Origin of the sequence: Streptomyces sp. NPDC004542 (assembly GCF_040610035.1) — a bacterium.
Taxonomy (GTDB): domain Bacteria; phylum Actinomycetota; class Actinomycetes; order Streptomycetales; family Streptomycetaceae; genus Streptomyces.
Window position 1 is genome coordinate 30,233 of sequence record NZ_JBEXLP010000045.1, and the last position, 25,878, is coordinate 56,110.

The 25,878-nt window shown below is 72.1% G+C and carries 22 protein-coding genes and 4 pseudogenes; 14 read left to right on the plus strand and 12 right to left on the minus strand.

The window, feature by feature from the left end:
• Position 1 precedes the first annotated feature (1 nt).
• From ABZX30_RS23475 to ABZX30_RS23490, 4 genes and pseudogenes are all read left to right on the plus strand, one after another.
• On the plus strand, positions 2 to 1,510 hold the full coding sequence (locus tag ABZX30_RS23475; RefSeq protein ID WP_355936433.1) for a long-chain fatty acid--CoA ligase: 1,509 nt from the start codon (positions 2 to 4) through the stop codon (positions 1,508 to 1,510).
• A 14-nt stretch (positions 1,511 to 1,524) separates the two neighbouring features.
• Positions 1,525 to 1,980 (plus strand): MaoC family dehydratase, encoded by a 456-nt coding sequence (locus ABZX30_RS23480; protein ID WP_355936436.1) that lies wholly within the window; start codon positions 1,525 to 1,527, stop codon positions 1,978 to 1,980.
• Between the two features lie 170 nt (positions 1,981 to 2,150).
• Positions 2,151 to 2,368, plus strand: a pseudogene (locus tag ABZX30_RS23485) (6-phospho-beta-glucosidase); the annotation flags it as partial.
• Between the two features lie 65 nt (positions 2,369 to 2,433).
• Positions 2,434 to 5,496: a glycoside hydrolase family 38 C-terminal domain-containing protein gene (locus ABZX30_RS23490; protein ID WP_355936439.1), complete on the plus strand. Its 3,063-nt coding sequence runs from the start codon at positions 2,434 to 2,436 to the stop codon at positions 5,494 to 5,496.
• Between the two features lie 102 nt (positions 5,497 to 5,598).
• Here ABZX30_RS23490 and ABZX30_RS23495 read toward each other — a convergent pair whose 3' ends face one another.
• Both ABZX30_RS23495 and ABZX30_RS23500 read right to left on the minus strand, forming a co-directional pair.
• Positions 5,599 to 7,281, minus strand: coding sequence for a carbohydrate binding domain-containing protein (locus ABZX30_RS23495; RefSeq protein WP_355936442.1), 1,683 nt, complete (start codon positions 7,279 to 7,281; stop codon positions 5,599 to 5,601).
• A 197-nt stretch (positions 7,282 to 7,478) separates the two neighbouring features.
• Positions 7,479 to 8,666 (minus strand): ATP-grasp domain-containing protein, encoded by a 1,188-nt coding sequence (locus tag ABZX30_RS23500; protein WP_355936444.1) that lies wholly within the window; start codon positions 8,664 to 8,666, stop codon positions 7,479 to 7,481.
• A gap of 318 nt (positions 8,667 to 8,984) precedes the next feature.
• Here ABZX30_RS23500 and ABZX30_RS23505 point away from each other — a divergent pair, with 318 nt between their 5' ends.
• Both ABZX30_RS23505 and ABZX30_RS23510 read left to right on the plus strand, forming a co-directional pair.
• The gene (locus tag ABZX30_RS23505) at positions 8,985 to 9,893 is read left to right on the plus strand and encodes a metallophosphoesterase (protein WP_355936447.1); all 909 of its coding nucleotides are present in this window, start codon (positions 8,985 to 8,987) and stop codon (positions 9,891 to 9,893) included.
• Positions 9,841 to 10,521, plus strand: a complete 681-nt coding sequence (locus ABZX30_RS23510) for a 4'-phosphopantetheinyl transferase superfamily protein (RefSeq protein WP_355936450.1) — start codon at positions 9,841 to 9,843, stop codon at positions 10,519 to 10,521. Before ABZX30_RS23505 ends, ABZX30_RS23510 begins: the two co-directional genes overlap by 53 nt.
• Before the next feature lie 51 nt (positions 10,522 to 10,572).
• Here the strand turns inward: ABZX30_RS23510 and ABZX30_RS23515 are convergent, their stop codons facing one another.
• The 3 genes from ABZX30_RS23515 to ABZX30_RS23525 form a co-directional block, all read right to left on the minus strand.
• Positions 10,573 to 10,800 (minus strand): hypothetical protein, encoded by a 228-nt coding sequence (locus ABZX30_RS23515; RefSeq protein ID WP_355936452.1) that lies wholly within the window; start codon positions 10,798 to 10,800, stop codon positions 10,573 to 10,575.
• Between the two features lie 145 nt (positions 10,801 to 10,945).
• Positions 10,946 to 11,485 carry a toxin-antitoxin system, toxin component gene (locus ABZX30_RS23520; RefSeq protein WP_355936496.1) on the minus strand — a complete coding sequence of 180 codons (540 nt, stop codon included), beginning with the start codon at positions 11,483 to 11,485 and terminating at the stop codon, positions 10,946 to 10,948.
• Positions 11,486 to 11,525: 40 nt separating this feature from the next.
• Positions 11,526 to 12,182, minus strand: a complete 657-nt coding sequence (locus ABZX30_RS23525) for a helix-turn-helix transcriptional regulator (RefSeq protein WP_355936455.1) — start codon at positions 12,180 to 12,182, stop codon at positions 11,526 to 11,528.
• A gap of 247 nt (positions 12,183 to 12,429) precedes the next feature.
• Between ABZX30_RS23525 and ABZX30_RS23530 the strand changes: the two genes are divergently transcribed.
• The gene (locus ABZX30_RS23530; protein WP_355936458.1) at positions 12,430 to 13,098 is read left to right on the plus strand and encodes a hypothetical protein; all 669 of its coding nucleotides are present in this window, start codon (positions 12,430 to 12,432) and stop codon (positions 13,096 to 13,098) included.
• A gap of 59 nt (positions 13,099 to 13,157) precedes the next feature.
• On the opposite strand, the gene ABZX30_RS23535 is transcribed toward ABZX30_RS23530, so the two are convergent.
• Complete coding sequence (locus ABZX30_RS23535; RefSeq protein ID WP_355936461.1) at positions 13,158 to 13,940, minus strand: cache domain-containing protein; 783 nt, start codon at positions 13,938 to 13,940, stop codon at positions 13,158 to 13,160.
• Positions 13,941 to 13,974: 34 nt separating this feature from the next.
• A pseudogene (locus ABZX30_RS23540) lies at positions 13,975 to 14,608 on the minus strand (FCD domain-containing protein); the annotation flags it as partial.
• A gap of 12 nt (positions 14,609 to 14,620) precedes the next feature.
• Between ABZX30_RS23540 and ABZX30_RS23545 the strand changes: the two are divergent.
• Positions 14,621 to 14,761 (plus strand): annotated as a pseudogene (locus ABZX30_RS23545) (ABC transporter permease); the annotation flags it as partial.
• Between the two features lie 61 nt (positions 14,762 to 14,822).
• Here ABZX30_RS23545 and ABZX30_RS23550 read toward each other — a convergent pair.
• Both ABZX30_RS23550 and ABZX30_RS23555 read right to left on the minus strand, forming a co-directional pair.
• A complete protein-coding gene (locus ABZX30_RS23550) occupies positions 14,823 to 15,758 on the minus strand; it encodes an alpha/beta hydrolase (protein ID WP_355936464.1) in 936 nt (311 codons plus the stop codon).
• A gap of 181 nt (positions 15,759 to 15,939) precedes the next feature.
• Entirely contained in the window at positions 15,940 to 16,593 is a 654-nt protein-coding gene (locus ABZX30_RS23555) for a TetR/AcrR family transcriptional regulator (protein WP_355936466.1), read from the minus strand.
• 440 nt (positions 16,594 to 17,033) lie between these two features.
• Here ABZX30_RS23555 and ABZX30_RS23560 point away from each other — a divergent pair, with 440 nt between their 5' ends.
• On the plus strand, positions 17,034 to 18,068 hold the full coding sequence (locus ABZX30_RS23560; protein ID WP_355936499.1) for a LacI family DNA-binding transcriptional regulator: 1,035 nt from the start codon (positions 17,034 to 17,036) through the stop codon (positions 18,066 to 18,068).
• Positions 18,069 to 18,172: 104 nt separating this feature from the next.
• Here ABZX30_RS23560 and ABZX30_RS23565 read toward each other — a convergent pair whose 3' ends face one another.
• The gene (locus ABZX30_RS23565; RefSeq protein WP_355936469.1) at positions 18,173 to 19,516 is read right to left on the minus strand and encodes an enolase C-terminal domain-like protein; all 1,344 of its coding nucleotides are present in this window, start codon (positions 19,514 to 19,516) and stop codon (positions 18,173 to 18,175) included.
• A 3-nt stretch (positions 19,517 to 19,519) separates the two neighbouring features.
• Positions 19,520 to 20,824, minus strand: a complete 1,305-nt coding sequence (locus ABZX30_RS23570; protein WP_355936472.1) for an ABC transporter substrate-binding protein — start codon at positions 20,822 to 20,824, stop codon at positions 19,520 to 19,522.
• A 214-nt stretch (positions 20,825 to 21,038) separates the two neighbouring features.
• Here ABZX30_RS23570 and ABZX30_RS23575 point away from each other — a divergent pair, with 214 nt between their 5' ends.
• From ABZX30_RS23575 to ABZX30_RS23590, 4 genes are all read left to right on the plus strand, one after another.
• Entirely contained in the window at positions 21,039 to 22,004 is a 966-nt protein-coding gene (locus tag ABZX30_RS23575; protein WP_355936475.1) for a sugar ABC transporter permease, read from the plus strand.
• A gap of 106 nt (positions 22,005 to 22,110) precedes the next feature.
• A complete protein-coding gene (locus tag ABZX30_RS23580) occupies positions 22,111 to 22,947 on the plus strand; it encodes a carbohydrate ABC transporter permease (RefSeq protein ID WP_355936477.1) in 837 nt (278 codons plus the stop codon).
• 8 nt (positions 22,948 to 22,955) lie between these two features.
• Positions 22,956 to 23,528 (plus strand): DUF624 domain-containing protein, encoded by a 573-nt coding sequence (locus tag ABZX30_RS23585; RefSeq protein WP_355936480.1) that lies wholly within the window; start codon positions 22,956 to 22,958, stop codon positions 23,526 to 23,528.
• Entirely contained in the window at positions 23,525 to 24,841 is a 1,317-nt protein-coding gene (locus tag ABZX30_RS23590; protein ID WP_355936483.1) for a Gfo/Idh/MocA family oxidoreductase, read from the plus strand. Before ABZX30_RS23585 ends, ABZX30_RS23590 begins: the two co-directional genes overlap by 4 nt.
• 82 nt (positions 24,842 to 24,923) lie before the next feature.
• Here ABZX30_RS23590 and ABZX30_RS23595 read toward each other — a convergent pair whose 3' ends face one another.
• Positions 24,924 to 25,559, minus strand: coding sequence for a TetR/AcrR family transcriptional regulator (locus ABZX30_RS23595; RefSeq protein WP_355936486.1), 636 nt, complete (start codon positions 25,557 to 25,559; stop codon positions 24,924 to 24,926).
• A 30-nt stretch (positions 25,560 to 25,589) separates the two neighbouring features.
• Here ABZX30_RS23595 and ABZX30_RS23600 point away from each other — a divergent pair.
• Positions 25,590 to 25,878, plus strand: a pseudogene (locus ABZX30_RS23600) (glycoside hydrolase family 3 C-terminal domain-containing protein); the annotation flags it as partial.

The following is a 25,878-nucleotide window of genomic DNA, read 5'->3' on the forward strand; positions in this document are numbered from 1 at the left end:
GATGCGCAATGAGGGACTGGGGTCGTGGCCCGCCCGCCGGGCCCGCAAGACCCCGCACCGCACGGCCCTGGTACACGGTGACCGGTCCACCGACTACCGCACACTGCATACACGCACCACGCGCCTGGCCCACGCCCTGCGCGCCCGGGGCGTCCGCCGCGGCGACCGCATCGCCTACCTCGGGCCCAACCACCCCGCGTACCTGGAGACGCTGTTCGCCGCGGGCACCCTGGGCGCGGTCTTCGTCCCCCTCAACACCCGCCTCGCCGGCCCCGAGATCGCCTACCAGCTCGCCGACTCCGGCGCCAAGGCCCTGGTGTACGGTCCCGGCCACGCCGGGCTCGTCGCGGGGCTGCCCGGTGAGACCGGCGTACGGACCTACGTCGAGGTCGGCGCCGAGTACGAGGAGGCGGTGGCCGCCGCACCGTCGGACGCCATCGACGAACCGGTCACCGCGGACGACACCTGCCTCATCATGTACACCTCGGGGACCACCGGCCGCCCCAAGGGCGCGATGCTCACCCATGGCAACCTCACCTGGAACGCCGTCAACGTCCTGGTCGACCACGACCTGATCGCCGACGAACGCGCCCTGGTCTCGGCCCCGTTGTTCCACACGGCCGGCCTCAACATGCTCACCCTGCCGGTGCTGCTCAAGGGCGGCACCTGCGTCCTGGTGGAGGCCTTCGACCCCGACGCCACCCTCGACCTGATCGAACGGCACCGCATCACCTTCATGTTCGGCGTGCCGACCATGTTCGACCAGATGGCCCGGCACCCCCGCTGGGCGAGCGCGGACCTGTCCTCCCTCAGGATCCTCACCTGCGGCGGCTCACCCGTCCCCACCGTGCTGATCGCCGCCTATCAGCAGCGCGGCCTGACCTTCCTGCAGGGCTACGGCATGACCGAGGCCTCGCCCGGCACCCTCTTCCTGGACGCGGAACACGCCGTGAGCAAGGCGGGTTCGGCGGGCGTCCCGCACTTCTTCAGCGACGTACGGGTCGTCCGCCCGGATCTCACCCCGGTCGACACCGGCGAGACCGGTGAGGTCGTGGTGCGCGGACCGCACGTCATGCCCGGCTACTGGGGGCTGCCCGAGGAGTCGGCCGCTTCCTTCGCGGACGGCTGGTTCCGCAGCGGCGACGCGGCACGCGTCGACGAGGACGGTTATGTGTACATCGTCGACCGTATGAAGGACATGATCATCTCGGGTGGGGAGAACGTCTACCCCGCCGAGATCGAGGACCGGCTCCTCGCCCACCCCGGCATCGCCGAGTGCGCGGTCATCGGGGTGCCGGACGACAAGTGGGGCGAGGTGCCGCGCGCGGTCGTCGTGCCCCGCGAGGGTGCCGCCCTCGACCCCGACGAGGTGCTCGCCTCCCTGGCCGGCCACCTCGCCAAGTACAAGATCCCCAAGTCCGTGTTGATCGCGGACGAACTCCCGCGCACCGCCTCGGGAAAGCTCCTCAAGTCCCGGGTGCGTCAGCGCTACGGCAACCGACTCCCCTAAGGAACAAGGTACTCATGAGCGTCACCGTCAACGGCCTGGACGAACTGAAGAAGCTGGCCGGCCGCGACCTCGGCAGCAGCGAGTGGATCAAGGTCACCCAGGAGCGCATCGACACCTTCGCCGACGCCACCGGCGACCACCAGTGGATCCACGTCGATCCGGAGAGGGCGGCCGGAGGTCCCTTCGGCGCGCCCATCGCCCACGGCTACCTGACGCTGTCCCTGTTCATCCCGCTGTTCACCGAACTGCTGGACGTCCAAGGGGTCACGACCAAGGTCAATTACGGCCTGAACAAGGTGCGTTTCCCCGCACCCGTCAAGGCCGGCTCCCGGATCCGCCTGGTGGCGCGGCTGGCGGAGGTCGAGGACGTGCCCGGCGGGGTGCAGATCACCGTCGACGGCACGATCGAGACCGACGGCGGCGGGAAGCCCGCCGCCGTTCTGCAGAGCCTGTCCCGGTTCTACGCCTGACGGTCTACTGTCTGCGATCTTCGTCTGCAGTCCTCGTCCACCGTCTTCGTCCACCGTCTTCGTCCGCGGTCCTCGTCCGCGGTCCCCGGGCGGGCAGATGACGGACGTGCCGGCCGACCCGGCGACCCGCTCACCCCGGTGGGCCTCGGCCGTCGGATCGCGGGTGGCGTGGCGCCCTCCCGGTCTGCGTCGACCCGCCGCCCGGCCACGCCACCGGGCTGGTCCGCGCGGTGAAAGCCGTCGAGCGGGAGGCCCGCCGCGGGGTCCGGATCGCGCACCCCGGCCGTGAAGGCGTTCGCGCGGATCCACTCGTCGGCTCCGTGCATGTGGCCCGCCCCTGGTCGAAGGGGACACCGCGGTGCATCCTGGCCTGGCGTACCTGAAGTAGTCTCTGGCGAGAAAGCGCTTTCCCTCCCGTCCTCCACTTCTCCGCCCGCTCCCTGGAGACCTCTCATGCACGACGAACGCAGCCGGATCGAAGAGCGCGTGGAACGCCTCCACAGCCAGCGCATCAAGCCCGCGGTCTACGCGGCCACGGTTCCCCTGGCCGTCGAGGCCTGGCAGGCGCCGGGGGAGCCGGTCCCGTTCGAGGAAGCCGCGGCCGCCCCGTACGAGCCCTTCGCGATGGACACCCCGTGGGGTCCGCCCTGGGGGACGACCTGGTTCCGGATGCGCGGGCAGGTGCCGGCCGAGTGGGCGGGCCGGCGTGTCGAGGCGGTCATCGACCTGGGCTTCGTGGGCGGCTGGCCGGGCAACCAGGCCGAGGCCCTGGTCCACCTCACCGACGGGAGGCCGCTGAAGGCGGTCAACCCGCTCAACCAGTACGTGCCGATCGGCAACCCGGCGGCGGGCGGCGAGCCCGTCGACTATCTGGTCGAGGCGGCCTCCAACCCCGACATCCTGGCGGACGACTTCGCGGCTCCGACACCGCTCGGCGATGTACTGACGGCAGGCGACCGTCCACTGTATACATTCCGCCGCGCCGACATCGCCGTCCTCGACGAGGAGGTCTGGCACCTCGACCTCGACATCCAGGTGCTGCGTGAGCTGATGCTGGAACTCGGCGAGCACGACCCGCGCCGGCACGAGATCATGCATGCGCTGGACCGCTCCCTCGACCTGCTGGACCTGGACGACATCGCCGGCTCGGCGGCGGACGTGCGCGCCGTACTGGCGCCGGTGCTGGCCAAGCCCGCCCACGCCAGCGCGCACGTGATCTCCGGCGTCGGCCATGCGCACATCGACTCGGCGTGGCTGTGGCCGATCCGCGAGACCAAGCGCAAGACCTCCCGCACCTTCTCCAACGTCACCTCCCTCGCCGACGAGTACGAGGAGTTCGTCTTCGCCTGCTCCCAGGCCCAGCAGTACGAGTGGGTGCGGGACAACTACCCGCACGTGTGGGCCCGGATCCAGGAGTCGGTGAAGAAGGGCCAGTGGGCGCCGGTCGGCGGCATGTGGGTGGAGGCCGACGGCAACCTGCCCGGCGGCGAGGCCATCGCCCGCCAGCTGATCCACGGCAAGCGGTTCTTCATCGAGCACTTCGGCATCGAGACCAAGGGCGTCTGGCTGCCGGACTCCTTCGGCTACACCGCCGCCTACCCGCAGCTCGCGCGGCTCGCCGGCAACGAGTGGTTCCTCACGCAGAAGATCTCCTGGAACCAGACCAACAAGTTCCCCCACCACACCTTCTGGTGGGAGGGCATCGACGGCACCCGCATCTTCACCCACTTCCCGCCGGTCGACACCTACAACGCCCGCTTCAGTGGCGTGGAGATGTCCCGTGCCGTGCGCAACTACGCCGAGAAGGGCTACGCCACCCGGTCCCTGGCCCCGTTCGGCTGGGGCGACGGCGGCGGCGGCCCGACCCGCGAGATCATGGAGCGGGCGCGGCGGCTCAGGGACCTGGAGGGCTCCCCGAGGGTCGAGATCGAGCACCCCGACGCGTTCTTCGCCAAGGCCCGGGAGGAGTACCCGGACGCCCCGGTGTGGGTCGGTGAGCTCTACCTGGAGCTGCACCGTGCCACGTACACCTCGCAGGCCCGTACCAAGCAGGGCAACCGGCGCAGTGAACACCGGCTGCGTGAGGCGGAGCTGTGGGCGACGACGGCCGCGCTGCACGCCCCGGGCTACGTCTACCCGTACGAGAGGCTGGACCGGCTGTGGAAGACGGTGCTGCTGCACCAGTTCCACGACATCCTGCCGGGGTCGTCGATCGCCTGGGTGCACCGCGAGGCGGAGGCCGAGTACGCGCGGGTGGCGGCCGAGCTGGAGGAGCTGACGAGCCAGGCCGTGGCCGCGCTGGGCGGCGGCCCCCGCGTGTTCAACACGAGCCCGTTCGACCGGGCGGAGGTCGTCCGTACGGCTGCCGGCGCACCGGCGTACGTCGAGGTGCCGGCGAGCGGCAGCGCGCCCCTCGAGGCCGCCGAGCCGCCGCATCCGGTGACGGTCGACGGCCGGGTCCTGGACAACGGACTGGTCCGGGTGGAGGTGGCGGAGGACGGCACGCTGTCGTCCGTCTACGATCTTCGTATGCGACGCGAGGTCCTCGCCGACCGCGGCAACCTCCTGCGCCTGCACACCGACCTCCCCAACAACTGGGACGCCTGGGACATCGACAAGCACTACAAGAACCGCTACACCGACCTGCTGGACGCGGACTCGGTGACGGTCGTCGAGGAGGACCCCCTGCTCGGCGCGATCCGCGTGGAGCGCGCCTTCGGCAAGGGCTCGAAGATCACCCAGACGATCACCCTGCGCGCCGGCAGCCCCCGCGTCGACTTCGAGACGGACATCGACTGGCACGAGGCGGAGAAGATCCTCAAGGCGGGTTTCCCCGTGGACATCCGGGCCCCGCACTCCAGCGCGGAGATCCAGTTCGGCCACGTCCAGCGGCCCACCCACACCAACACCACCTGGGAGGCGGCCCGCTTCGAGGTCTCCGGCCACCGCTGGGTGCACATCGGCGAGCCCGGCTACGGCGTCGCGGTCCTCAACGACTCCACCTACGGCCACGACGTCTCCCGCACGGTCCGCGAGGACGGCGGCACCACGACCACGGTCCGCCTCAGTCTGGTCCGCGCCCCGCGCATCCCGGACCCGGGCGCCGACCAGGGCCGTCACCGCTTCACCTACTCCCTGCTGCCCGGCGCGAGCATCGCCGACGCGGTCGCCGAGGGCTATGCCCTCAACCTCCCCCTGCGGGTGGCGGACTCGGCCGGCGAGCCGGTTCCGGTGCCGGCGCCGGTGGTGTCCGTGGAGGGCGAGGGGGTCACCGTCGAGGCGGTCAAGCTCGCCGACGACGCCTCGGGTGACGTCGTGGTCCGACTGTACGAGTCGCGCGGCGGCCGTGCCCAGGGCGTGCTGCGCACCGGGTTCCCGCTCGCGGGCGCCCAGGTGACCGACCTGCTGGAACGACCGCTGGCGGACGCGGAGACCGACGCCGACGGCGCGGTGACCATCGTGCTGCGGCCCTTCCAGATCCTCACCCTGCGCCTCGGCCGGGCCGAGGCGGGCTGACCCGCGCCGATCCGCGCCCGGTCTCCCGGCGGGGGGCCGGCGGACACCGCGAAGGCGTGGGGGTACCCGGTCGGGGTGCCCCCACGCCGCTGACGGTACGGCTCAGCCGGTGAAGCCGGCCGTGATCGAGGTGAACTGCCAGTTGTTCTGGCTGATGCCGGAGCAGTTGCTCACCACGCCGCCGCCCGCGCACGGCCGGTCACGGTTGACCGCCCAGAAGGCGAGCCGGGCGATGTGGTGGGAGTTCGCCCAGTCCCGGATCTGGGTCCAGATCGCGGGGGTGGTGTTCTCCTGCTGGTCGGACAGGCCGTTCATGCCGGAGATGCCGATGTGCGTGTATGCGGTGGCGTCGTCCCACCCGAAGGCCGACTTCAGTTTGGCCTTCAGGCCCTCGGCGGCGTTCACCGTGTTGCCGTACATGTCGGAGCCGCCGCCGAAGTCGAACGGCATAATCGTGAAGACGTCGATGTTCGCGCCGAGCGACTGGGCCTGCTCGATGAGGCGGTTGCCGTAGTAGGTCGGGCCGGTGGTCGAGGTGCCGAAGGTGACGATCGTCCTCAGGCCCGGGTTGTCGGCCTTGACGGTCTTCAGCGCGGTGAGGATCCTCGCCTGCACGGCCTCGTTCTCGAACTCGTCCGTGTTCTCGATGTCCATGTCGATCGCCTTCAGCGAGTAGGCGTCGATCACCTTCTGCAGGGCCCCGGACAGGGCGCTCGCGGAGGAGCAGTTGGCGCCGAGCTTGCTGCCCTGCCAGCCGCCGAACGACGGGACGATGTCACCGCCGGCGGAGCGGATGGCGTTGATGGCGCTCTGGTCGGCGCCGCCGGTCAGCGGCCGGCTGCCGTCCCAGGCGGGGTTGCAGCCACCGGAGTCCAGTACGAAGGCCATCGTGAACCACTTGGCGCCGGTCGCGCTCATCACCGTGCTCGGGCTCGGGGGATCGCCCCAGCCCTCGTACAGGTAGGGCGCGGCCTGCTTGAAGCCGGTGCCGCCGCTGCCCGCGTCCGTCGTGACCGTCACGGCGCCGGAGGCGCCGGAGGTGTTCCCGGCGGCGTCCCGCGCCTTCACGGTGAAGGTGTACGACGTGCTCGGCGAGAGTCCGCCGACCGTGGCGGACGTGCCGGAGACGGTGAGGACCGGGTTGGAGCCGCTGTAGACGTCGTACGCCGTCACGCCCACGTCGTCCGAGGAGGCGTTCCACTTCAGCGACACGCTGGAGGCGGTCTTGCCCGTGGAGCTCAGTCCGGTGGGCGCGGTCGGCGCCTGGGTGTCCGAACCGCCGCCCCCGCCGGGGCCGTCCAGGCTGATGTCGTCGGCGTAGTAGGTGCCCTGCGCGTACCAGCCGTGGATGTAGACCGTCGCGCTGGTCTGGGAGGCGCCGGTCGTGAAGGACACCGACAGTCGACTGTATGCGGACGGGGACGTCGTCCAGGTGGAGGCGCCGCCGTTCACGCCGAGGTAGACGTAGCTGCCGCGCACCCAGCCCTGGAGCGTGTACGTCGTGTCCGGCTGGACGGAGACGGTCTGGCTGCACTGCGCGTTGTCGCTGGAACTCACGGCGCCGGCAAGGGCCTTGGAGCCGCCGTGCACGGGGGAGGAGACGATCGAGCCGAGGTTGCCGGTGCAGGTCCAGGGGGACAGGCCGCCGGATTCGAAGCCCGGGTTGGTGAGGAGGTTGGCAGCGTGGGCGGTGCCGGGGAGGGCGATGGCCCCGGCGAGCGCCAGGGCCGCGGAGCCGAGCAGGGCGAGGAGGCGGCGTCTGGAACGCCGGAGTGTGTTGCGCACGCGATCTCCCTGAATCGGTGGGGGTGTTCGGGAGTGCACGGGGTGTGCGGGGGTGCGGAATACGATGCGCAACCAAGTTGGTATGGACCAATCGCGGTGTCAAGGGGTGACGCCATGATTGGTCCAGACCGGTGGGGTGATCCGTGGCTTTCGTGCGACAAGGTCCGGGCAGGGGCCCGGCCGGGGCCCGGCCCCGCTCAGGCCGGGGCGGTGGCCGTCGCGGTGGCCGTCGCGGGGGTGTCCGCTTCCGTCGTGACTCCGCTGCCCGCATCCGTGGTGACCCCGGCGTCCGGCTCGGCCGCGGGTGCGGGTACCGCCGGCAGCAGTGCCCCGGTCTCCTCCACGCGCTGCCGCGGCAGCGACACCGGACGCAGCGGACGCGGTCCGGACACCACTGCGTAGTCCTGGCCGAGGAACGGCGGTTCGATCTCGCCCGGGTCCTCGCCCAGCGCCAACTGCACCGCCGCCCAGGGGGCGTTGATCCCGCACAGCGACAGCTGGTGCAGGCCGCCGGCCGGGCGTGTGTTGATGTCGAGCAGCACCGGCTGCTCGCCGAACATCCGGAACTGGATGTTGGAGAGGTAGTGCAGCCCGAAGCCCTCCGCGATCAGCCGCGCGGGCGCCAGCCACCGGTCGTCGAGCGTGAAGCCGCGGCGGCGGCCGTTCTTGGTGCGGCCCACGGCCAGCCGCACCCGGTTGTCGGGGCCGGTCAGGCAGTCCACCGACACCTCCGGTTCGGCCAGGCGCGGCATCACCAGCCAGTCGACCGGCTCGTCGGCCTCCCGCACCGCCGTCAGCACCGTGTCCAGCGGCACGTACGGTCCCGGGAACCCGCTCAGGTGCATGAGGGAGAAGGGCGCGCGGGTGATCACCCGGAAGCCCACGCCGCCCGCACCGGCGGCCGGCTTGAAGCAGGCCTTGTGTCCCGCTGCCTCCAACTCATCGACAGCGGCCAGGAGTTGATTGGCCGAGCTGACCCGCCGCCACGGCGGCACCGGCACGCCGACCGAGGCGACCGCCTCGTACGCGGTCGCCTTGTCCTCGAACACGGCGATCGCCTCGGGCGTCGGGGCCAGCAGCGCCGTACCGGCCGCCGCGAACTCGGCGCGGTGCGCCACGATCGCCGCCTGGTGCAGGCGCGGCACGAACACGTCGATACCGCGCCGTGCGCACTGGTCCAGGGCGTACTCGACGTACCCGGCCGGGGACAGCCCCTCCGGCTCCAGGTCCGCGGTGTCGGCCGCGGCCAGCACGGGGGAGTCGGGGTCGCCGTGCGTGGCATGGATCTCGACCGCCCGGTCGCTGGGATTTCTCCGCAGCTGGTCCATGAAGAACACGTTCTCCGCGTACGTGCGGTTGAGCCAGACGCGTACGCGAGAGAGCATGCAGGCCGCCTTTCGGGGTTTTCGGGCAGGGCTCAGCGGCCCGTGCCCGGGCAGGGTGAAGGGAGGGACACCGAACCGCCCTGCGCGAAGGGAGTCCGTGGCGGTGGTGTTGGGGCGATCATACGGCTTCCCAGAGGCCCGGCGTGCAACGCGCGTGTTACGGATTCACCGGCTCTGCCCATCCACCCGGCCGATACCGTGAAACGGAGTTCGACAAACAAGCGTTCGGGGCGCGTTTCGCGCTGTCGCGGATTGTCCTTGTCCAGTGACCGCGAATGTGTTCTCGTGGTGTGACGGACATGATCGGAAGGGGCCAGGGTGGAGTCGACGGCCGGCGGGGCCGGGCAGTTACTGGCCATCAGCGACCTGCACATCGGGTACCCCGAGAACCGTGCGCTCGTCGAACAGATGCGCCCCGGCACGGACGCGGACTGGCTGATCGTGGCCGGCGACGTGGCGGAGACCGTCGCCGACATCCGCTGGGTCCTCGAGACCCTCACCGGCCGCTTCGGCAGGGTCCTGTGGTGCCCCGGCAACCACGACCTGTGGACCCACCCCCGCGAGACCCTCCCCCTGCGCGGCGTCCCGCGCTACGAGCACCTCGTCGAGGTGTGCCGCGAGCTGGGCGTGACGACCCCCGAGGACCCCTATCCCGTGTGGCACGGCCCCGGCGGCCCGGTGGCCGTCGCCCCGCTGTTCCTGCTGTACGACTACTCCTACCTGCCCGAGGGATGCGCCACCAAGGAGGAGGGCCTCGCCTACGCGCACGGCACCGGCATCGTGTGCAACGACGAGTACCTGCTGCACCCCGACCCCTACCCCAGCCGCGAGGCCTGGTGCCGCGCCCGGGTCGCCGCGACGGAGCGCAGGCTTGCCGGTCTTCCCGAGGACCTGCCCACCGTCCTGGTCAACCACTACCCGCTGGACCGGCACCCGACGGACGTCCTGTGGCACCCCGAGTTCGCCATGTGGTGCGGCACCCGGCTCACCGCCGACTGGCACCGCAGATTCCGCGTCGCCGCCATGGTCTACGGTCACCTGCACATCCCACGGACGACCTGGCTCGACGGGGTCCGCTTCGAAGAGGTGTCCGTGGGATACCCCCGCGAGTGGCGCAAGCGCCCGGAACCGCCGGGAAAGCTGCGCCGCATTCTGCCGATGGAGGTCGGAGCCGGTGATCGAGGAGCTGCTTCCGGACTCGGTCGTGGCCGTGGAGGCGCACGGTGACGACGGACTCCGGGACGCCCCGCTGTATCCGGAGGAAGCGGCGCTCGTGACCCGGGCGGTGGCCAAGCGCCGCCGCGAGTTCTCCGCCGTGCGCGCCTGCGCCCGGCTGGCCATGGAGAAGCTCGGCGTACCCGCGCAGCCCGTGCTGACCGGTGAGAGCGGTGCGCCGCGCTGGCCGGACGGGCTGGTCGGCAGCATGACCCACAGCGACGACTACTGCGCCGCCGCCCTGGCCCGCGCCACCGACCTGGCCTCGCTCGGCATCGACGCCGAACCGCACGAGCCGCTGCCGCAGGAGGTCGTCTCCTACGTGTTCCTGCCGGCGGAGTCCGACCGGCTGCGCCGGCTCGCGCGGGACCAGCCCGACGTGCACTGGGACCGGATCCTGTTCAGCGCGAAGGAGTCCGTGTACAAGGCCTGGTTCCCGCTCACCGGCCAGTGGCTGGAATTCTCCGAGGCCGACATCGAGATCGTCCCCGAACCCGGGCCGGCCCACCGCGGCCGCCTGCACGCCGAACTCCTCGTACCGGGGCCGTGGGTGGACGGCCGCCGCGTCGGCCGGTTCGAGGGGCGTTGGAGCGTCAGGCGCGGCGTGGTCACCACGGCGGTCGTGGTACCGCACCCCTGAGCGGGGTGCGCCGCCGGTGCCGGCCGTGCGGCCGGCACCGGGGCAGGGCCGTCAGGGCCGCGGGCACCAGTCGTGCAGCAGCCGGAAGAACCGCTCCTCGTTGCCGGCGAGTCCGGCCTGTGACAGCGCCCGCTCCGCCTCGGCGAGCACGGCGGGCGGGATGAGGACGGGACGGGCTTCGTCGGACGGGCCGTCCAGGGCGGCGCGTACGGTGTGCAGCAACCGCAGATAGGCCTGGACGGCGGCACGCTCGCGGTCGGTCAGTACGGCGGTGGGCATCGGTCGGCTCTCCCCGTCGGGCGTCAAGGTCACGCACTTGCCAGCGCGTACGCCGCACACGTCGGCGGCGCGCCTCCAGCTTGCCGTCCCCCACTGACAACGCCGCCCCACCGCGTGGCCGGCCCTGCCGCCTCGCGCCGCGTGGTCAGCCCTGCGGCCCGAGGTATCCCAGGGACGCCTCGATGCGGCCCGCCACGTCGTCCCGCTGCACCGGACCGCGCAGCGAGGAACCGGCCAGCCAGGTACGGCACTTGCTGGCCAGCAGCAGCCCGAAGGTCTCCGCCTCCCGTTCCTCGGCGAGGTCGAAGCGGGTCCGGGCGGCGACCTTGTGCACGGTGGCCTCGAGGACGTCCTGGTCCGGTGCGTCGTCCAGCAGCCGCGCGGCCACCCCCACGCCGTCGACGTGGTGGCCGCTGTGGTCGGCCTGCATGTGCCACAGCTCGTGCCCGAGGATGACCAGCTGGTGGGCGGGCGCGGTGCGTTCCTCGACGACGATCAGGTCCCGGTCGGCCATGTCGAGCCACAGTCCGCTGGCGGTGCCGGGCGGGAAGCCGGCCGCCCGGAACACCACGGGGCGGCCGCGGCGGCGGCTCATCGCGTCGCAGAGCGCCGTGTACAGGTCGTGCGGCCGGGCCGGTGCGGGAAGGGCCAGCTCGGCGACCAACTCGCCGCACAGGCGGCGCATCTCCCTGGCGATGCCCACTCTTCTCCCTCGGTTCACGACGTCACGACTCGGGGCGCTTGACGCTCTCCAGGAGCATGTCCAGCCACTCCGCGACCTTGTCGCGGTGCTGGTCGGTGGGCAGCTGCGCGGCCCGCCAGGCGATCCCGCGGACACCGTGGTCCTGCAGCAGCCGCTCCAGTGGATCCTCGGCGGCCGAGGCCGCCGCCCGCTCGCGGTCGGCGAGTTTCTGCAGCAGCTCCTGCTCGGTGCGCTGCAGCGCGCCCGCGAGGGCCTCGGGGTCCTCCGCCGTGAGGAAGCCGGCATGTACCCGGAAGAAGCGCTGCAGCGCGTCGCAGTGCTCCATCGTGGGGCGCCGGTCACCGTTGATGAGAGCGCCCGCCTGCTGCCGGGACATGCCCGCGCCGTCGGCGATCTCCTGCTGGGTGTACTTCCGCCCGTTGGGCTTCAGCCGGGTGCGGCGCAGCAGGTCCAGGCGCTGCAGGAACCGTGCCTGCACATCGCGCTCGCCCGCCGGCCTGCCGCCCAGCAGGGCCCTGACCACCGGCTCGGGGACGCCGCAGCCGACGGACAGCCGCCTGACGTCGAAGACCTCCGCGTGCGGCACACCGAGCCGGTCGGCAAGCGCGCTGACGCGGGCGACGACGGCCGGCAGCCGGTCGGTCGCCGTGGCGCCCGGATCCTCGTAGCCATCCGTCACCGACAGATCTCCTACGTCTCTCAGAGGCTCGACACGGGGCTCAGCACGAGGCACAGCACGCATGCTTGCCGTGAACTTCCCGGAGAGTAGCTGGTGCTTCGAACTCACATCCAGGTCTCGCCACAACTGTGGCCAATTTCAGCCGTCAACAGACATGAAATGCCACGATAGTTGACATCACTCTTGTCGGGGCAGCAGGATCAGGGCGCCGCGTGAAGGCCGCATAGGCAAGAGGGGTGACCTCCCGATGGCACATCAGGCAGGTGGGCGGCGGCCGGCGCCGCCCGTCCCCGAGGGGCTCGAGGCCCAGGCGTACCTCCAGGACTACGCCACGCTCCTCCAGGCCGGCCCCTTCCCGTCCTTCGTCGTGGACCACCGCTGGGACGTCGTCCTGGCCAACAGCGCCTTCGAGACACTCTTCCGGGGTGTCGGACCGCACCCGACGGCGATGCCCGGCGACAATTTCCTGCGGTTCGTCCTGTTCCACCCGGACGCCGCCACGGTGCTCGGAGAGCACGAGCCGAGCTGGTGCCTGCCGATGCTGGCGCACTTCAAGGCCGCCTGGGAGCGCAGCGCCCACGACCACGGGCTGCAGGCGATCCGCCGGGACATCGCCCAGGACCCCCTGATGGAGGCCGCCTTCCGGCAGGGACTGCCGCACTGGATCCGCGCCGTCGGCGAGGGGGCCGGCGAGCCCGACGGCGCCGTCCGCCCGCTGCTGCACCCCGACCCGCGCTGGGGTGCCACCGACTGCCGGATCGTGGTGGAGTCCCCCAGGACCCTCCAGGCCCTCGGCTACACGCGCCTCACCCTGGTGCTGCGCGACTCCCGCCGCCCGGCCGCGGCCCCGCGCCGCCCACGCCGCGCCCGCGCCGCGCAGAGCCATCTGACGGTGGTCCCCGCACCGGAGGCCTGACCCGGCACCGTCGGCGTTCAGGTCGCCGACGGCGCCGGGCCGGGCCCCTGCCACCGCTCTCACCGCGCACCCACCACCAGGACCAGGGGGACGCCCCGGCAGGGCACCAGGCGCGTTCCGCCGACCGTCCGGGGCCGGGCACGCTCCAGTACGGCGGCGAAGTCCGGCCCCTTCGTGAGGGACCCGGCGAGGTGCGCCGGGTCCGCGGAGGCCGCCACCCGGCCCCGGGCGTTGACCAGGTGGGCGGGCCCGGGGAGCCGGCGCAGCAGGGGCAGCACGGCCGCCTCGAAGTGCCGCAGGTAGACGTCCGCCGCGGCCACCCCCGCGAACCGCCCCGCCACCGTCACCGGCGCGGCCAGGGTGAGGCTGTACTCGTCGGAGCAGAGGTAGTCGACGTACGGCCCGGCCACCGCCCGCCGCCCGGTGTCGCGGGGCAGGGCGAACCAGTCCCAGTACGTGTAGTCCGAGTACGCCGAGTGGTCCGGGTCGAGTTCGGGCAGCAGTGGCCGTACGTCCCCTTCGGCGTTCGTCTGCCACCACTCCAGCCACGCCGGGGCGTCCGCGAGGAGTCCGGGCGCGGCGACGAAACCGGCCCCGGAGACCAGCGCGTCGCGGGTCAGCCGCAGATGCAGTCCCGGACGCAGCGCCGCGAGGTCGGCGGTGGCGGGCCGGCGCCCCTCGGCGGCGGCCCGGGCCAGCGTCGCGGCGGTGTCGGCCCGGGTCTGCGCGACGGACTCGAACACCGCCTCCAGCCAGCCGCCCACCTGCGCGGAAGCATGTTCCTCGGCGGCGCCGGCCGCTTTCCTGGCCGCCGCGCCGACGAGGCCGGGGCTCTGGCTCATGGCGCACTCCAGCGGACGGGACCGGACGGCCGCCCTACAGGGTCATGCGCAGGGCGACGAGCCGCGCCGCCGACTCCTGGACGCACCGTTCGGCCAGCGTGCGGGCCGTTTCGTGGGACCCATCCTGCACCGCCGAGAGTACGGCCCGGTGACGCTCCGCGACTTCTTCACGATATTCGTCGTCGCCGAGCACGAGGCACAGCAGCGCCCCGATCTCCGTCTGCAGCGCGACCTGTTCCCGGGTGAGCCGGGCGGACTGCGCGGCCGCCGCCAGCTCCACGTGGAACCTGCCGTACACCCGGCTGCGCGCCGCCGCGTCCTCGGCGAGTTCCAGCTCCTCCACCGAACGCCGCAGTGGTGCGAGGTCGCCGGGTTCGGTGCGGTCGGCGGCGAGCCGGGCCGCGGTGCCCGACAGGGCGGCCCAGTGGTCGCCGAGGTCACGCAGCTCCTCGGTGCTCCAGCCGCGCAGCCGGGCCCTCAGGCGCTCCTCGCCCGGGAGCTCGGGCAGTGAGACGAAGCTGCCCCCGCCCCGGCCCCGGCGGGTGGTGACGAGCCCCTGCTGCCGCAGCGCCATGAGCGCCTCGCGCAGGGTGACCGTGGACACGCCGAGCTGCCCGGCCAGCTCGCTCTCGCCGGGCAGCTGCTCGCCCGTCGGCCAGCAGTCCGAGCGGTTCGTCGGTATGCAGCTCTCGCGTTCCGCGCGCATGGCGCTGCGCGCGGCCGCCGGTTTCGGCTTCGCCGTGATCTACGTGCCGTTGCTGCTGGTCCTCGTCAACTCCCTGAACCCGGACCGCGGCGCGAGCTGGCCGCCGCCCGGCATGCAGATCATCAACGGGCAGGTGGGCGGCCATACCTCGCCGCCCACTCGGTGAGCTGCTCGGCTCAGGGTTTGGCGGAGTACACCACACCCGCCAGGTTCTGCGCCGCGGAACCCCACACCTGGTCGTAGAGGGAGGTGTCGGCGCCGAGCGTGTAGAGCAGCCAGGCGGTCGTGACGCCGTAGGTCAGTTTCAGCTGGGCGGCCCGGGTGATGGTCCCGCTGTCGCAGCCGAGGCCGGAGCTGTCCTCGAAGCCGCAGTGGAACCCGCCCGTGATGACGCGCAGTTGGGCGGGAGACGGCTTGGCGTCGTACATCTTCTGCTGGTTGCCGGCGACCCCGGCGATGCTGTCGGCGCTGCCGCCGACGTACTGGGCGGGGATGCTCAGCGCGCCGGAGGCGCTGACGGCCGAGGGGTCGGTCTCCGCGGCGGCGAGAGTGGACACGGACTTGACGGCCGGGTTCCTGGCGGCGGCGAGCAGTGCCGCGCCACCGCCCATGGAGTGCCCCGAGACGGCGAGCCGGCTGGTGTCGACCGCGCCCGCGAACCGGGAGCCGGTGGTGCCGTTCTGCGTGGTGAGCCAGGTGAGCGCCGCGTTCAGATCGTCGGCGAACGCCGAGTGGCTGGGGAAGAGGCCGCCCTGGGACTTGGGTGCGACGGTGATGAACCCCCAGGAGGCGTAGTGCTTGAGCAGGCTCTCGTACTGGGTGATGGCCTGGAAGAACCCGTGCCCGAAGGCGAGGCCGGGGTGAGTGCCCGCGGCGACCGGAGCGTCGGCCCCGGCCGTCGTGCCCGGGTACCAGACCCGGGCGCTGTACGAGCGGCCCGAGGCCGAGACCGTGAGATCGGTGTACGCGATGGGGTACGACCCTGTGGTGGAGGGATCCGCCGCCTGGATCGAGGCCGCCTGCGGTGACGCGTGGGCGGCCGGTGCGAGCGCGAAGGCGGCTGCTGCGGTCAGCAGCAGTGCGGTCAGGGAGCGCAGGAGTGTTCGGAGCACGAGATCACCTTTTCTGCGGAGTAAGGGCAGTGATGTGTGGTGATATGCGGGTAGGTGCCGTTTTGTGCGCTGGTATCCACCGGTATTCGGTGATGTGCGGTGGCGTCCTGGTGTTGCAGAGTGCGACGGAGCCGGTGCGCGGCTTGCCGCGACGGCGCGGCGTCCTGTGAGGCGGGCGCCCTCACCGCTCGTCCCCCGCCCTGAAGCCGGTCAGCAACGGCGTCACCAGCCGTTCGAGGTTCTCGCGCCGGACCTGGGGAGGGACCCCGGTGAGGGGCAGGGGTCCGTCCAGGCCGGGGAGATGCCCGACCAGCGCCAGGTGCGGCAGCATCACCAGCAGGAGTGACAGCAGCGCGTCGAGGTCGGCGTCCTTGCGCAGGTCCCCCGCGGCGACGGCCTGTTCCAGGAGAGGGCGGAGCCCGGCCAGGTAGACGGCGTTCACGGGCCGCCTGACCGCGTCACGGACCGCCGGGTCCATCTCCATGTTGGTCGCGGCCGCCACCCCGCGCTCCAGCGGCTGCCCGGCGAAGTACTCGAGCCAGGCCTCCAGCGCGTCCACGAGATGCGTGACGAAGTCGCGGTTGCCGTCGTAACCGTCGAGCCAGGGCTGCATACGGGCGTAGACGCGCAGCGAGGTCTGCTCGGCGACGTAGGCGAAGAGGTCGAGCTTGCCCGAGAAGTACTGGAACAGCGAGCCCTTGGCGACCCCCGCTTCGCGGGCGATCACGTTCAGGCTGCCCGTGGAGTAGCCGTGGGTGCCGAACTCGTCCATCGCCGCGACCAGGACCCGCTCGCGGCGGGCCGGTGACAGCCGGGTCCAGGTGGGCGTGGGCATGGGCGCTCCTGGCGTGTGACCGGGCGGTCATATGACCGCCCGGTCATGGTGGAGCCGTCGCGCGGAGAAGTCAACAAGCTTGCCTTGCATGGCAGTTGACGGCCGCACGGCGCACCCGTCGGCAGGCCGGGGAGCAGTCCTGCAGGCCGCTCCTGCGGCCTGACGGCTTCAGGACGGTCTCGTTCGCCCTTGCGGCGTGGCCGGGCTGCGGGAGAGCGACGGCCGGGGCGTGCTGCCGGTGCGGCCTGACCGTCCCCGGTCCCACAGCCCGTCCTCGAGCCGAGCGCGCGGCGGCACGGGCCCTGCCGAGGTCGCGGAGCCGGTGAGGCCGGCGTCGTGGCCGGCCACCGCCGGTGCCGCGCGGCAGCGGTGAGGGAGGTGACGGAGCCCTTGTCCTGCGTGGTCGCGGCTCCCGGTCCCAAGGATCTTCATTGACTGCGGTGGGCGGGGGTGCCAACCTCGGCGGGGTGCAGGTGACCATTCGTGAGGTGGCGAAGGCGGCCGGGGTCTCCCCGTCCACGGTGTCCCGGGCGCTCGCGGCCGGTGGGACGGTGAGCGAGGCGACCCGGGAGCGGGTGCGGGTGGCCGCGGACCGGCTCGGCTATCAGCCCAACCGTGCGGCCCGCGGTCTCATCACGGGCCGCACCGGCCACGTCGGTGTCATCGTTCCCGATCTCCTCAACCCGTTCTTCGCGGAGATCTGCAAGGGCGCCCAGGCGCGGGCCAGGGGACTCGGCCACGCCGTGTTCGTCAGCGACGCCGAGCGGGACGAGGGTCTGGAGCTCGACGCGGTCCGCACCCTCGCGCCGCAGGTCGACGGGCTCGTCCTGTGCGCCTCCCACCTGAGCGGTGAGGAACTCGGCTCGCTTCACGAGCTGACCCCGAAACCGATCGTGCTGCTGCACCGCCGGGAGCCCGGTTTCGCCTCGGTCACCGCCGACCTGGCCGAGGGCATGACCGACGCGCTGACCCATCTGCACGCTCTCGGGCACCGGCGGATCGCGTACGTGGGCGGCCCGCGCAGCACCTGGACGGCCCAGGAACGGGCGGCGGGCATCGAGGCCATGGCCTCCTCCGGGAAGGTCGAGATCGTCCAGGTCGGCAGCGTCGCCCCGCACTTCGACGGCGGCATCGCCGGTGCGGCGGACGTGGTGCTCGCCAGTGGTGCGACGGCGGTCGTCGCCTTCAACGACATCGTCGCCTTCGGACTGATCAGCCGCTTCACCGCGCGGGGCGTCAGCGTCCCCGGTGAGATGAGCGTCGTCGGCTGCGACGACATCGCCCTGTCGGGGATGGCCGCCCCGCCGCTCACCACGGTATCCGTCCCCAAGGCGCACGCCGCCCGGGCCGCCGTGGACCTGCTCTTCCGCATCCTGGGCACGCCCGCGGGACAGGACGCGGAGCAGCCGCAGCAGCGGGTGCTGCCGACCCATCTGGTGGTGCGGGGCTCCACCGCCGCCGTCGAGCGCCGCTGAGCGGCCGGTACCGCGGGGCTCGCGCACGGCCGGGCCGCTCGTCGGCGGGGACCGGGCCGGCCGGCCGCCGGGTGCGTCGGCGGGGGCGCCGCCTCCGGGCCCGCTCACCACCGCCCGACGCGGGCGCCGGCGCCGGGCCCAAAGCGGCGCGCGTAGCCGCCGTCGTCGCGGTGTTCACGGCCCAGACGCAGGTAGACGGCGTGCAGCCGTTCCAGTGCCGCGCGGTCGAGTTCGACCCCGAGTCCGGGGCCGGTCGGCACCGGCAGGGAGCCGTCCACGAAGGTCAGGGGGCCGGGCCGGACGATGTCGTCGTCGGCGTTCCACGGGTAGTGGGTGTCGCAGGCGTGGCCGAGCCCGGGAGTGGCCGCGGCGGCGTGGGTCATCGCGGCGAGGCTGATGCCCAGGTGCGAGTTGGAGTGCATCGACAGTCCCCAGCCGACGGCCCGGCACATCTCGCCCAGGGCGACCGTGGCGCGCAGCCCGCCCCAGATGTGGTGGTCACCGAGGAGGATGCGTACCGCGCCGCGTTCCAGGGCGGGCCGGATGTCGTCCCTGGACGTCACACACATGTTGGTGGCGAGCGGCACGGCCGTGCGGGCGGCGACGGCCCCCATCGCCTCCACGCCGGCCACCGGGTCCTCCAGGTACTCCAGCACGCCGTCGAGTTCGCGGGCGACGGACACAGCCGTCCGGACCGTCCAGGCGGCGTTGGGGTCGATCCGCAGCGGGTGGTCGGGGAACTCGGCGCGCAGCGCCCGCAGCGTCGCGGCTTCCTGGCCGGGTGGGAAGACACCGCCCTTGAGCTTGAGCGACCTGAAGCCGTACCGCCGCACCATGCGCCGGGCCTGCGCGACGACGCCGTCCGGGTCCAGAGCGGGACCCCAGGCGTCGGGGACGGCGGGACGGCCGTCCTGCGCGGGGTGCTCGGCCCACTTGTGGAACAGGTACCCGGCGTAGGGCACGCTGTCGCGCAGCCGGCCGCCGAGCAGGTCGGTCACGGGCCGGCCCAGGAGCTTGCCCTGCGCGTCCAGGCAGGCGACCTCCAGCGCCGAGCGGACCCGCCGTACGTCGAAGGCGGAGGCCGGTACGGGCGCCGGGCCGCGGGATCGGGGCACCTGCGTACGGTCGGCCCAGCGCCGCCAGGAGGCACCGGGGGAGTAGTCGCAGTCCTCGGCCCGCCCCGCCAGCAGGTCCCCGACGAGCCGGCCGAGCCGTCCGGTCTCGTACACGCTCCGTCCGGGCACCCGCTCGGCGACGAGCTCGAGCCAGTCCAGCTGCCAGGAGTGGCCGGTGCACTCGCTCAGGCCGGTGACCCGGCCGCCGCGTCCGTCGGCGACGGTCAGTTCCAGCACGGCGCGCAGGACGTGCGGCTCGTGCACACCGCCGGCGTTGAGCAGCGGGGGGTCGCGGAAGGCGATGGGGGTGACCCGCAGTTCCCGGATGAGCACCCCTCAGCCCCCCGGCACGGTCGTGTGGAACTTCTCGTACATCTCGGCGGCGGCCGTCCGCACGCTCTTCTTGCCGAAGATGACGTCCTGGTAGACACGGGTGAAGTCGAGCTTGTCCTCGGAGCTGCTGAACGGCGGCAGCGGCGGGGCCGGCGAGAGTTTCTTCCCGATGCCGGTGAGGAAGCGGTAGACGACCTTGTCGCCGCCGGTCAGGTCCGGGCGCAGACCGGCCAGGATGCCGGTGTTGGCGGGAAGGCCGCGCACCACGCCGAGGATCCGGGCCGCGCCCGGGTCGTTGACGATGAAGTCGATCAGCCGGGCCGCCTCCCTCGGGTGTGCGCAACTGCGCTGCACGCACAGCGCCTGCGAGGCCCCGGCGGTCATGCCCAGCGGTGCGGAGGCCGACACGGTGGGGAACGCGATCGGCTGCACCGGACCGTACGTCTGGTAGTAGGACGAGGCGGTGGAGGTGATCTGGAACTCGCCGGCGGAGAGTTTCCGCACCAGCGGGGAGTCCGCGCTCGACCCGCTCGCGTACGACGCGGTGACGGCGGGTGAGGTGAAGACGCCGCTGTCCCGCAGCCGCCCCGCCAGCTCCCAGAAGGCGGTGAGGTCGGCCGCCGTGAAGCCGGTGGAACCGTCGTCGGTGTAGAGCTGTCTGCCGCGCTGGACGAGCCAGATCTGGAAGGTCTCGATGTGCCCGGCGAAGTCGGTCAGCGGAGCCCGGCCACCGAGTGCCCGCTTCAGCCTGGGACCGACCTCGTGGAGCAGGTCGTCCCAGGTCCAGCCGGGTTCGGGGATCCCGACACCGGCCTTGCGCCACAGCGCGGGGTCGATCAGCAGGGACTGGGTGGCGATACCGGTCGGCACACCGTAGCGGGTGCCGTTCAGCACGGCGGTGGCGGCGTAGATGCGGGGGATCCGGCCGAGCCGGATCGCGGAGAACTCCGGGCCGCCCAGGTCGGCGAGCACCCCGCGGTCGGCGTAGCCGCGCAGGAAGCCGAAGTCCATCTGCAGCACGTCCGGGCCGCTGCCCGCCGCGACCTGGGTCGCGAGCCGTTGCAGGTAGGCGGAGTAGCCGGCGAACGACGTGCTGACCCTGACGTGCGGGTGGCGCTTCTCGAAGAGCGCGACGGCGGCCTCGGTGGCGGTGTTGCGGTCGCCCGAGCCCCACCACTGGAAGTCGAGTGTCACCGTGCCGTCGCCCGTGGACTGCCCCGTGCCGCAGCCCGAGACGGTGGTGAGCGGTGCCGCGGCGGTCAGGGAGGCGGCGAGCAGACGGCGGCGGGAGAGGCGTGTCGAGTACATCGCGGCCCTTCGTTCGAGGAAGCCTGCAAGGACGGCGGGATCACTGCAAACGTTGCCATTGTGTTTCCAACTGGCCGGGAAACTACGCTTCCACGACTGCCACCGTCAACGAACAGAGCCGAATCAACAGCTCTGTCGCATCTCTTGCCGCCGCTGTCGAGAGCATGCAATCGTTGCCGCCGTCATCCAGCCTCGACGTGGAGGAGTGGACCCGATGGCTCAGGCGACCGCGCCGCCCCACCCGTTGCCCCACCCCGCCGGGAGCGACGGCACCGCAGTGAAGTCCTCTGCCCGGCCCGGCCGTTCACAGGGCCGGGCCGGGCACGTCTTCCTGGCACCCTGGCTGATCGGCATGGTCGTGCTGACGCTCGGCCCGATGCTGATCTCGCTCTACCTGTCGTTCACCGACTACGACCTGTTCACCCGGCCGCGGTGGGTGGGCCTGGCCAACTACCGCTACATGTTCGAGGACGACCGGTTCCTGACCTCGGCCCGCGTCACTCTCACCTACGTCCTGCTGGGCGCCCCCCTGAAACTCGCCGCCGCGCTGGCGGTCGCCGTGCTGCTCAACCGGCGCCGCCGGGGCGTCGGCCTGTACCGGGCCGCCTTCTACGCGCCCTCGCTGCTCGGCGCGAGCGTCAGCGTCGCCCTGGTGTGGCGCTCGCTGTTCGCCACCGGCGGCCTCACCGACCGCGCGTTCTCCTTCGCGGGCTGGCACGTCGGCGGCCTCACCGACAACCCCGACCACGCCCTCTACCCCCTCATCGTCCTGACGGTCTGGCAGTTCGGCGCACCCATGGTGATCTTCCTCGCCGGACTCAAGCAGATCCCCCGGGAGCTGTACGAGTCCGCCGCCCTCGACGGGGCGGGACGCGCACGCACCTTCTTCTCCATCACCCTTCCGATGCTGTCCCCCGTCCTGTTCTTCAACCTGGTCCTGGAGATCATCCACTCCTTCCAGTCCTTCACCCCGGCGTTCATCATCAGCGGCGGCACCGGCGGTCCCTCCGACGCGACCCTCTTCTACTCGCTCTACCTGTACGAACAGGCCTTCACCGACTTCCACATGGGGTACGCCTCAGCGCTGGCCTGGGTGTTGCTCGCCGTGATCGCCGCCGTCACCTACGCCGTCTTCCGGACCGCGCGGCTGTGGGTCTTCTACGGACAGGAGGACGGCTGATGCGGTTCTCGGTACACGAGGCGCACAGGCGGCCGGGGGCGGTGAGCCCGCCGGGGCGACCGCACGGTGACGGACGACCGGTACACGTGAGGAAAGGCGGCACCGCATGAGTCTGCGACTGCGTTCGCACCTGTGGCACGCCCTGTGCGTGGCCCTCGGATGCGTCCTGCTCTACCCCGTGCTGTGGCTGTTCACCGCGTCGCTGAAGTCCGGCACCGAGATCCTGTCCAACCTCAGCCCGATCCCCGAGGTCTTCACGCCCGGCAACTACCGCAGCGCCGCCGCCGGCATCAGCGGACTCAGCCTGTGGCGGCTGGCCGGCAACTCGCTGTTCCTGTCCTGCTGCGCCGTCGCCGGGAACGTGCTGTCCTGCTCACTGGCCGCGTACGCCTTCGCCCGCCTGCGCTTCCGGGGCCGCGGCGTGTACTTCTCGGCGATGATCGCCACGCTGATGCTGCCGACGCACGTCATGCTCATCCCGCAGTACGTCATCTTCCAGAAGCTCGGCCTGCTCGGCACCTATCTGCCGCTGATCCTGCCGAAGTTCCTCGCCACCGAGGCGTTCTTCGTCTTCCTCGTGGTCCAGTTCATCCGGTCGCTGCCGCGCGAACTCGACGAGGCGGCCGTCCTGGACGGCTGCGGGCCCTACCGCACCTTCTGGCACATCATCATGCCGCTGCTCAAACCCGCCCTGGTCACCACGACCATCTTCTCGTTCATCTGGAGCTGGAACGACTTCTTCTCCCAGCTCCTCTACCTGGCGGATCCGCACCAGTACACGCTGCAACTGGGCCTGCGCCTGTTCGTCGACCAGTCCGACAGCTCCGCCTACGGCCCGATGTTCGCCATGTCGGTGCTGGCGCTGCTCCCGGTGCTCCTGTTCTTCCTCGCCTTCCAGCGGCTGCTCGTCGAAGGCGTGCAGACCTCCGGCCTGAAGGGATAGGAGCGGTCGTGCTGCGACGTCCGGGATTCAAGCTCTTCGCCGACTGCCTGCTCCTCGGCGTGCTGCTGCTGGTCTGCTCACTGCCGCTGGTGACCGCGTTCCCCGCGCTGACCGCCGGGTGCGCCGTACTGCGTGAACAGGCTGCCGGAGGTGCAGACGTGACGGTACGTCACTTCGCTTCCCACCTGCGCCGGGTGCTGCGCACCGGTGCCGCGGTGTGGCTCGTTCCGGTCGCGGTCACCGCACTGCTGTGGCTGGACGCTCTCGCCCTGGACCTGCGGGGACCGGGTCCCGGCGCCACGTTCGGCGCGGCCAGCGCGGTCGTGGCGGCGATGGGCCTGCGGTGTGCCGCCGGATGGCGGGAGGGAGTCCGGTGGCGGGCGGTGCTCGCCGCCGCCTTCCGGGCGGTGCCGCGGCAGCCACTGGCACCGGCTCTGCTGGCCGGGGCCGTGTGCGCCGCCGCGGTCCTGCCGGCCATGTCCCCGGTCCTGGTGACCGTCGTCCTCGGACCGCTCGCCCTGGCCGCGACAGCGGCCGACGCCTGGCGTCCCCTTCACCCATCGGAAACGGAGACCGTATGACGCGGGAGACCGCACGCCGCCGCTGTGCCGTCGTCGGACTGGGCGCGCGGGCCCGGCTCTACACCGAGGCACTCGCCGGTCCGTACGCGGACCGCTTCGAACTGGCCGCCTTCTGCGACGTCAACGCCCGTCGCATGGCCGTGCACAACGAATGGATCGGCCGTCACGTCCCCGGCTACGCGGCGGAGGAATTCGACGAGATGCTGCGCCGCGAGCGCATCGATCTGGTCGTCGTGTGCAGTGTCGACCGGACCCACGACCACTACATCGTGCGCGCACTGGAAGCCGGCTGCGACGTCGTCACCGAGAAGCCCATGACCACCGACGCCGACCGTGCCCGCCGCGTCCTGGACGCCCGCCGGCGCACCGGACACGAGGTACGGGTCGCGTTCAACTACCGCTACAACCCGGTGCACGCGGCCGTACGGGAGCACCTCGCCTCCGGTGCGATCGGCGAGGTCGGCTCGGTCCACTTCGAGTGGCTGCTCGACCTCAAGCACGGAGCGGACTACTTCCGGCGCTGGCACCGTGACAAGGCCAACTCCGGTGGCCTGATGGTCCACAAGGCCACCCACCACTTCGACCTCGTCAACTGGTGGCTGGACGCGGACCCGCTGAGCGTGTACGCGGTCGGCGGGCTGTTCTTCTACGGCGCCGAGGCAGGCCGCCGCCGCGGTCTCGCCCGTGACTACGCCCGGGTCCACGGCTCTCCCGCCGCCGTCGGTGATCCCTTCGCGGTGCACCTCGCCGACTGGCCCGTGCTGAGCGCGCTCTACCTGGACGCCGAGGGCGAGGACGGCTACCACCGCGACCAGAACGTGTTCGCGCCCGGTGTGACGATCGAGGACGACATGGCGGTCCTGGTCCGCTACGCCACCGGGGCCACGCTCACGTACCACCTCACCGCCTACTCCCCCTGGGAGGGGTACCGGGTGGCCTTCAACGGCAGCGAGGGCCGGCTCGAACTGCTGGTGGAGGAATCCGTCTGGGCCCGTCCCGATGCCCGCGCCGACGGTGCGAACGCGGTGATGCACGGCGCGGCGGTCGGCGACGAGGCGGGCCGCACGGAGCTGGTGCTGCGACGCTTCTGGCAACCGCCGACCCGGATCGACGTCCGTTCCGGCGAGGGCGGTCACGGCGGCGGCGACGTGCGCATGCTGGCCGACCTGTTCGGTGACGGCGGCCCCGACGACTCCCTCCGGCGCGCCGCGGACGCGACCGACGGAGCCCGGTCACTGGCCGTGGGCCTGGCCGCCAACGAGTCCTTCACCACCGGCCGGCCGGTCAGGGTCAGGGAAGTCCTCGCCGTCTAGTCGGGCTGCCTGACGAAGCCCTGCCGGCCGTTCTGTCCCGGGAGGCTGTGGTGGCCACGCCGACGCGTGCGCCACCCGGCCTTCACCCGGACGCCCCGGGTCCGTGGTCCGCGTCCTGCCCGGCCGTGCCCTTGAGCAGTCCGACGAAGGCCCGGAACGAGCCCGCCATGTCGACCTCCTCGGGATCGTGCAGCCACTGCACCTGGAGTCCGTCCATGACCGCGGCCACCAGGGGCGCGGCCTGCTGCGGGGTGAGGCCGCCGGGCAGGCGGTCCCCGAACTCCTCGTGCAGGGACTGCGCGGTCAGCTCCCTGAGCAGGCGGTAGCGCTCGTGGAAGTACGGCCGGGCGGGGTGGTCCTCCGTGACGCTCTCGCCGGCCAGCACGGTGAAGACCTGCACGATGCCGGGCCGGCCGCTGTTGTACTCCACCAGGTCGCCCAGCATGTCGAGCGGCCAGAAGGTGCCGCTGAACGTGGCGGTCGCGATGTCCCACTGGTCCCGCGCTTCCAGTACGGCGACGAGGAGGGCCTCCTTGGTCGGGAAGTGGTGGAGCAGCCCGGCCTGGGTGAGGCCGACGCGCTCGGCGACCACCGCCAGCGAGGTGCCCCGGTAGCCGTTCTCCGCGATGACTTCCATGGCGGCCCGGATGATCTCCGCCTTGCGCTCCTCGCTGCGCGTGGTCCGCCCGAGTCCGCGTACGCCGTTGTGTTCTGCCACAGAGCGCAAGCCTAGATCGTGGCCGTGCGGCGGCGAAACTTGCGGCTGCCCGGCCGCCAGGGCGACCTGGTGCGCGCGGTCGCCGCGGTCGACCCGCGGACCGTCGTCGTCGACTCCGGTCCGCCCGTGGAGCTGCCGTGGCGGGACGAGGTCGCGGCCGTGCTCCTGTCCTGGTTCCCCGGGCAGGAGGCGGGCGCCGCACTCGCCGGCGTCCTGCTGGGCGCCGAGGAGCCCGGCGGACGGCTGCCCACCACCTGGCCGGCCCGGCTGGCGGACGCCCCGGTCTCCCGCGTCGTCCCGGACAACGGTGAACTCCCCT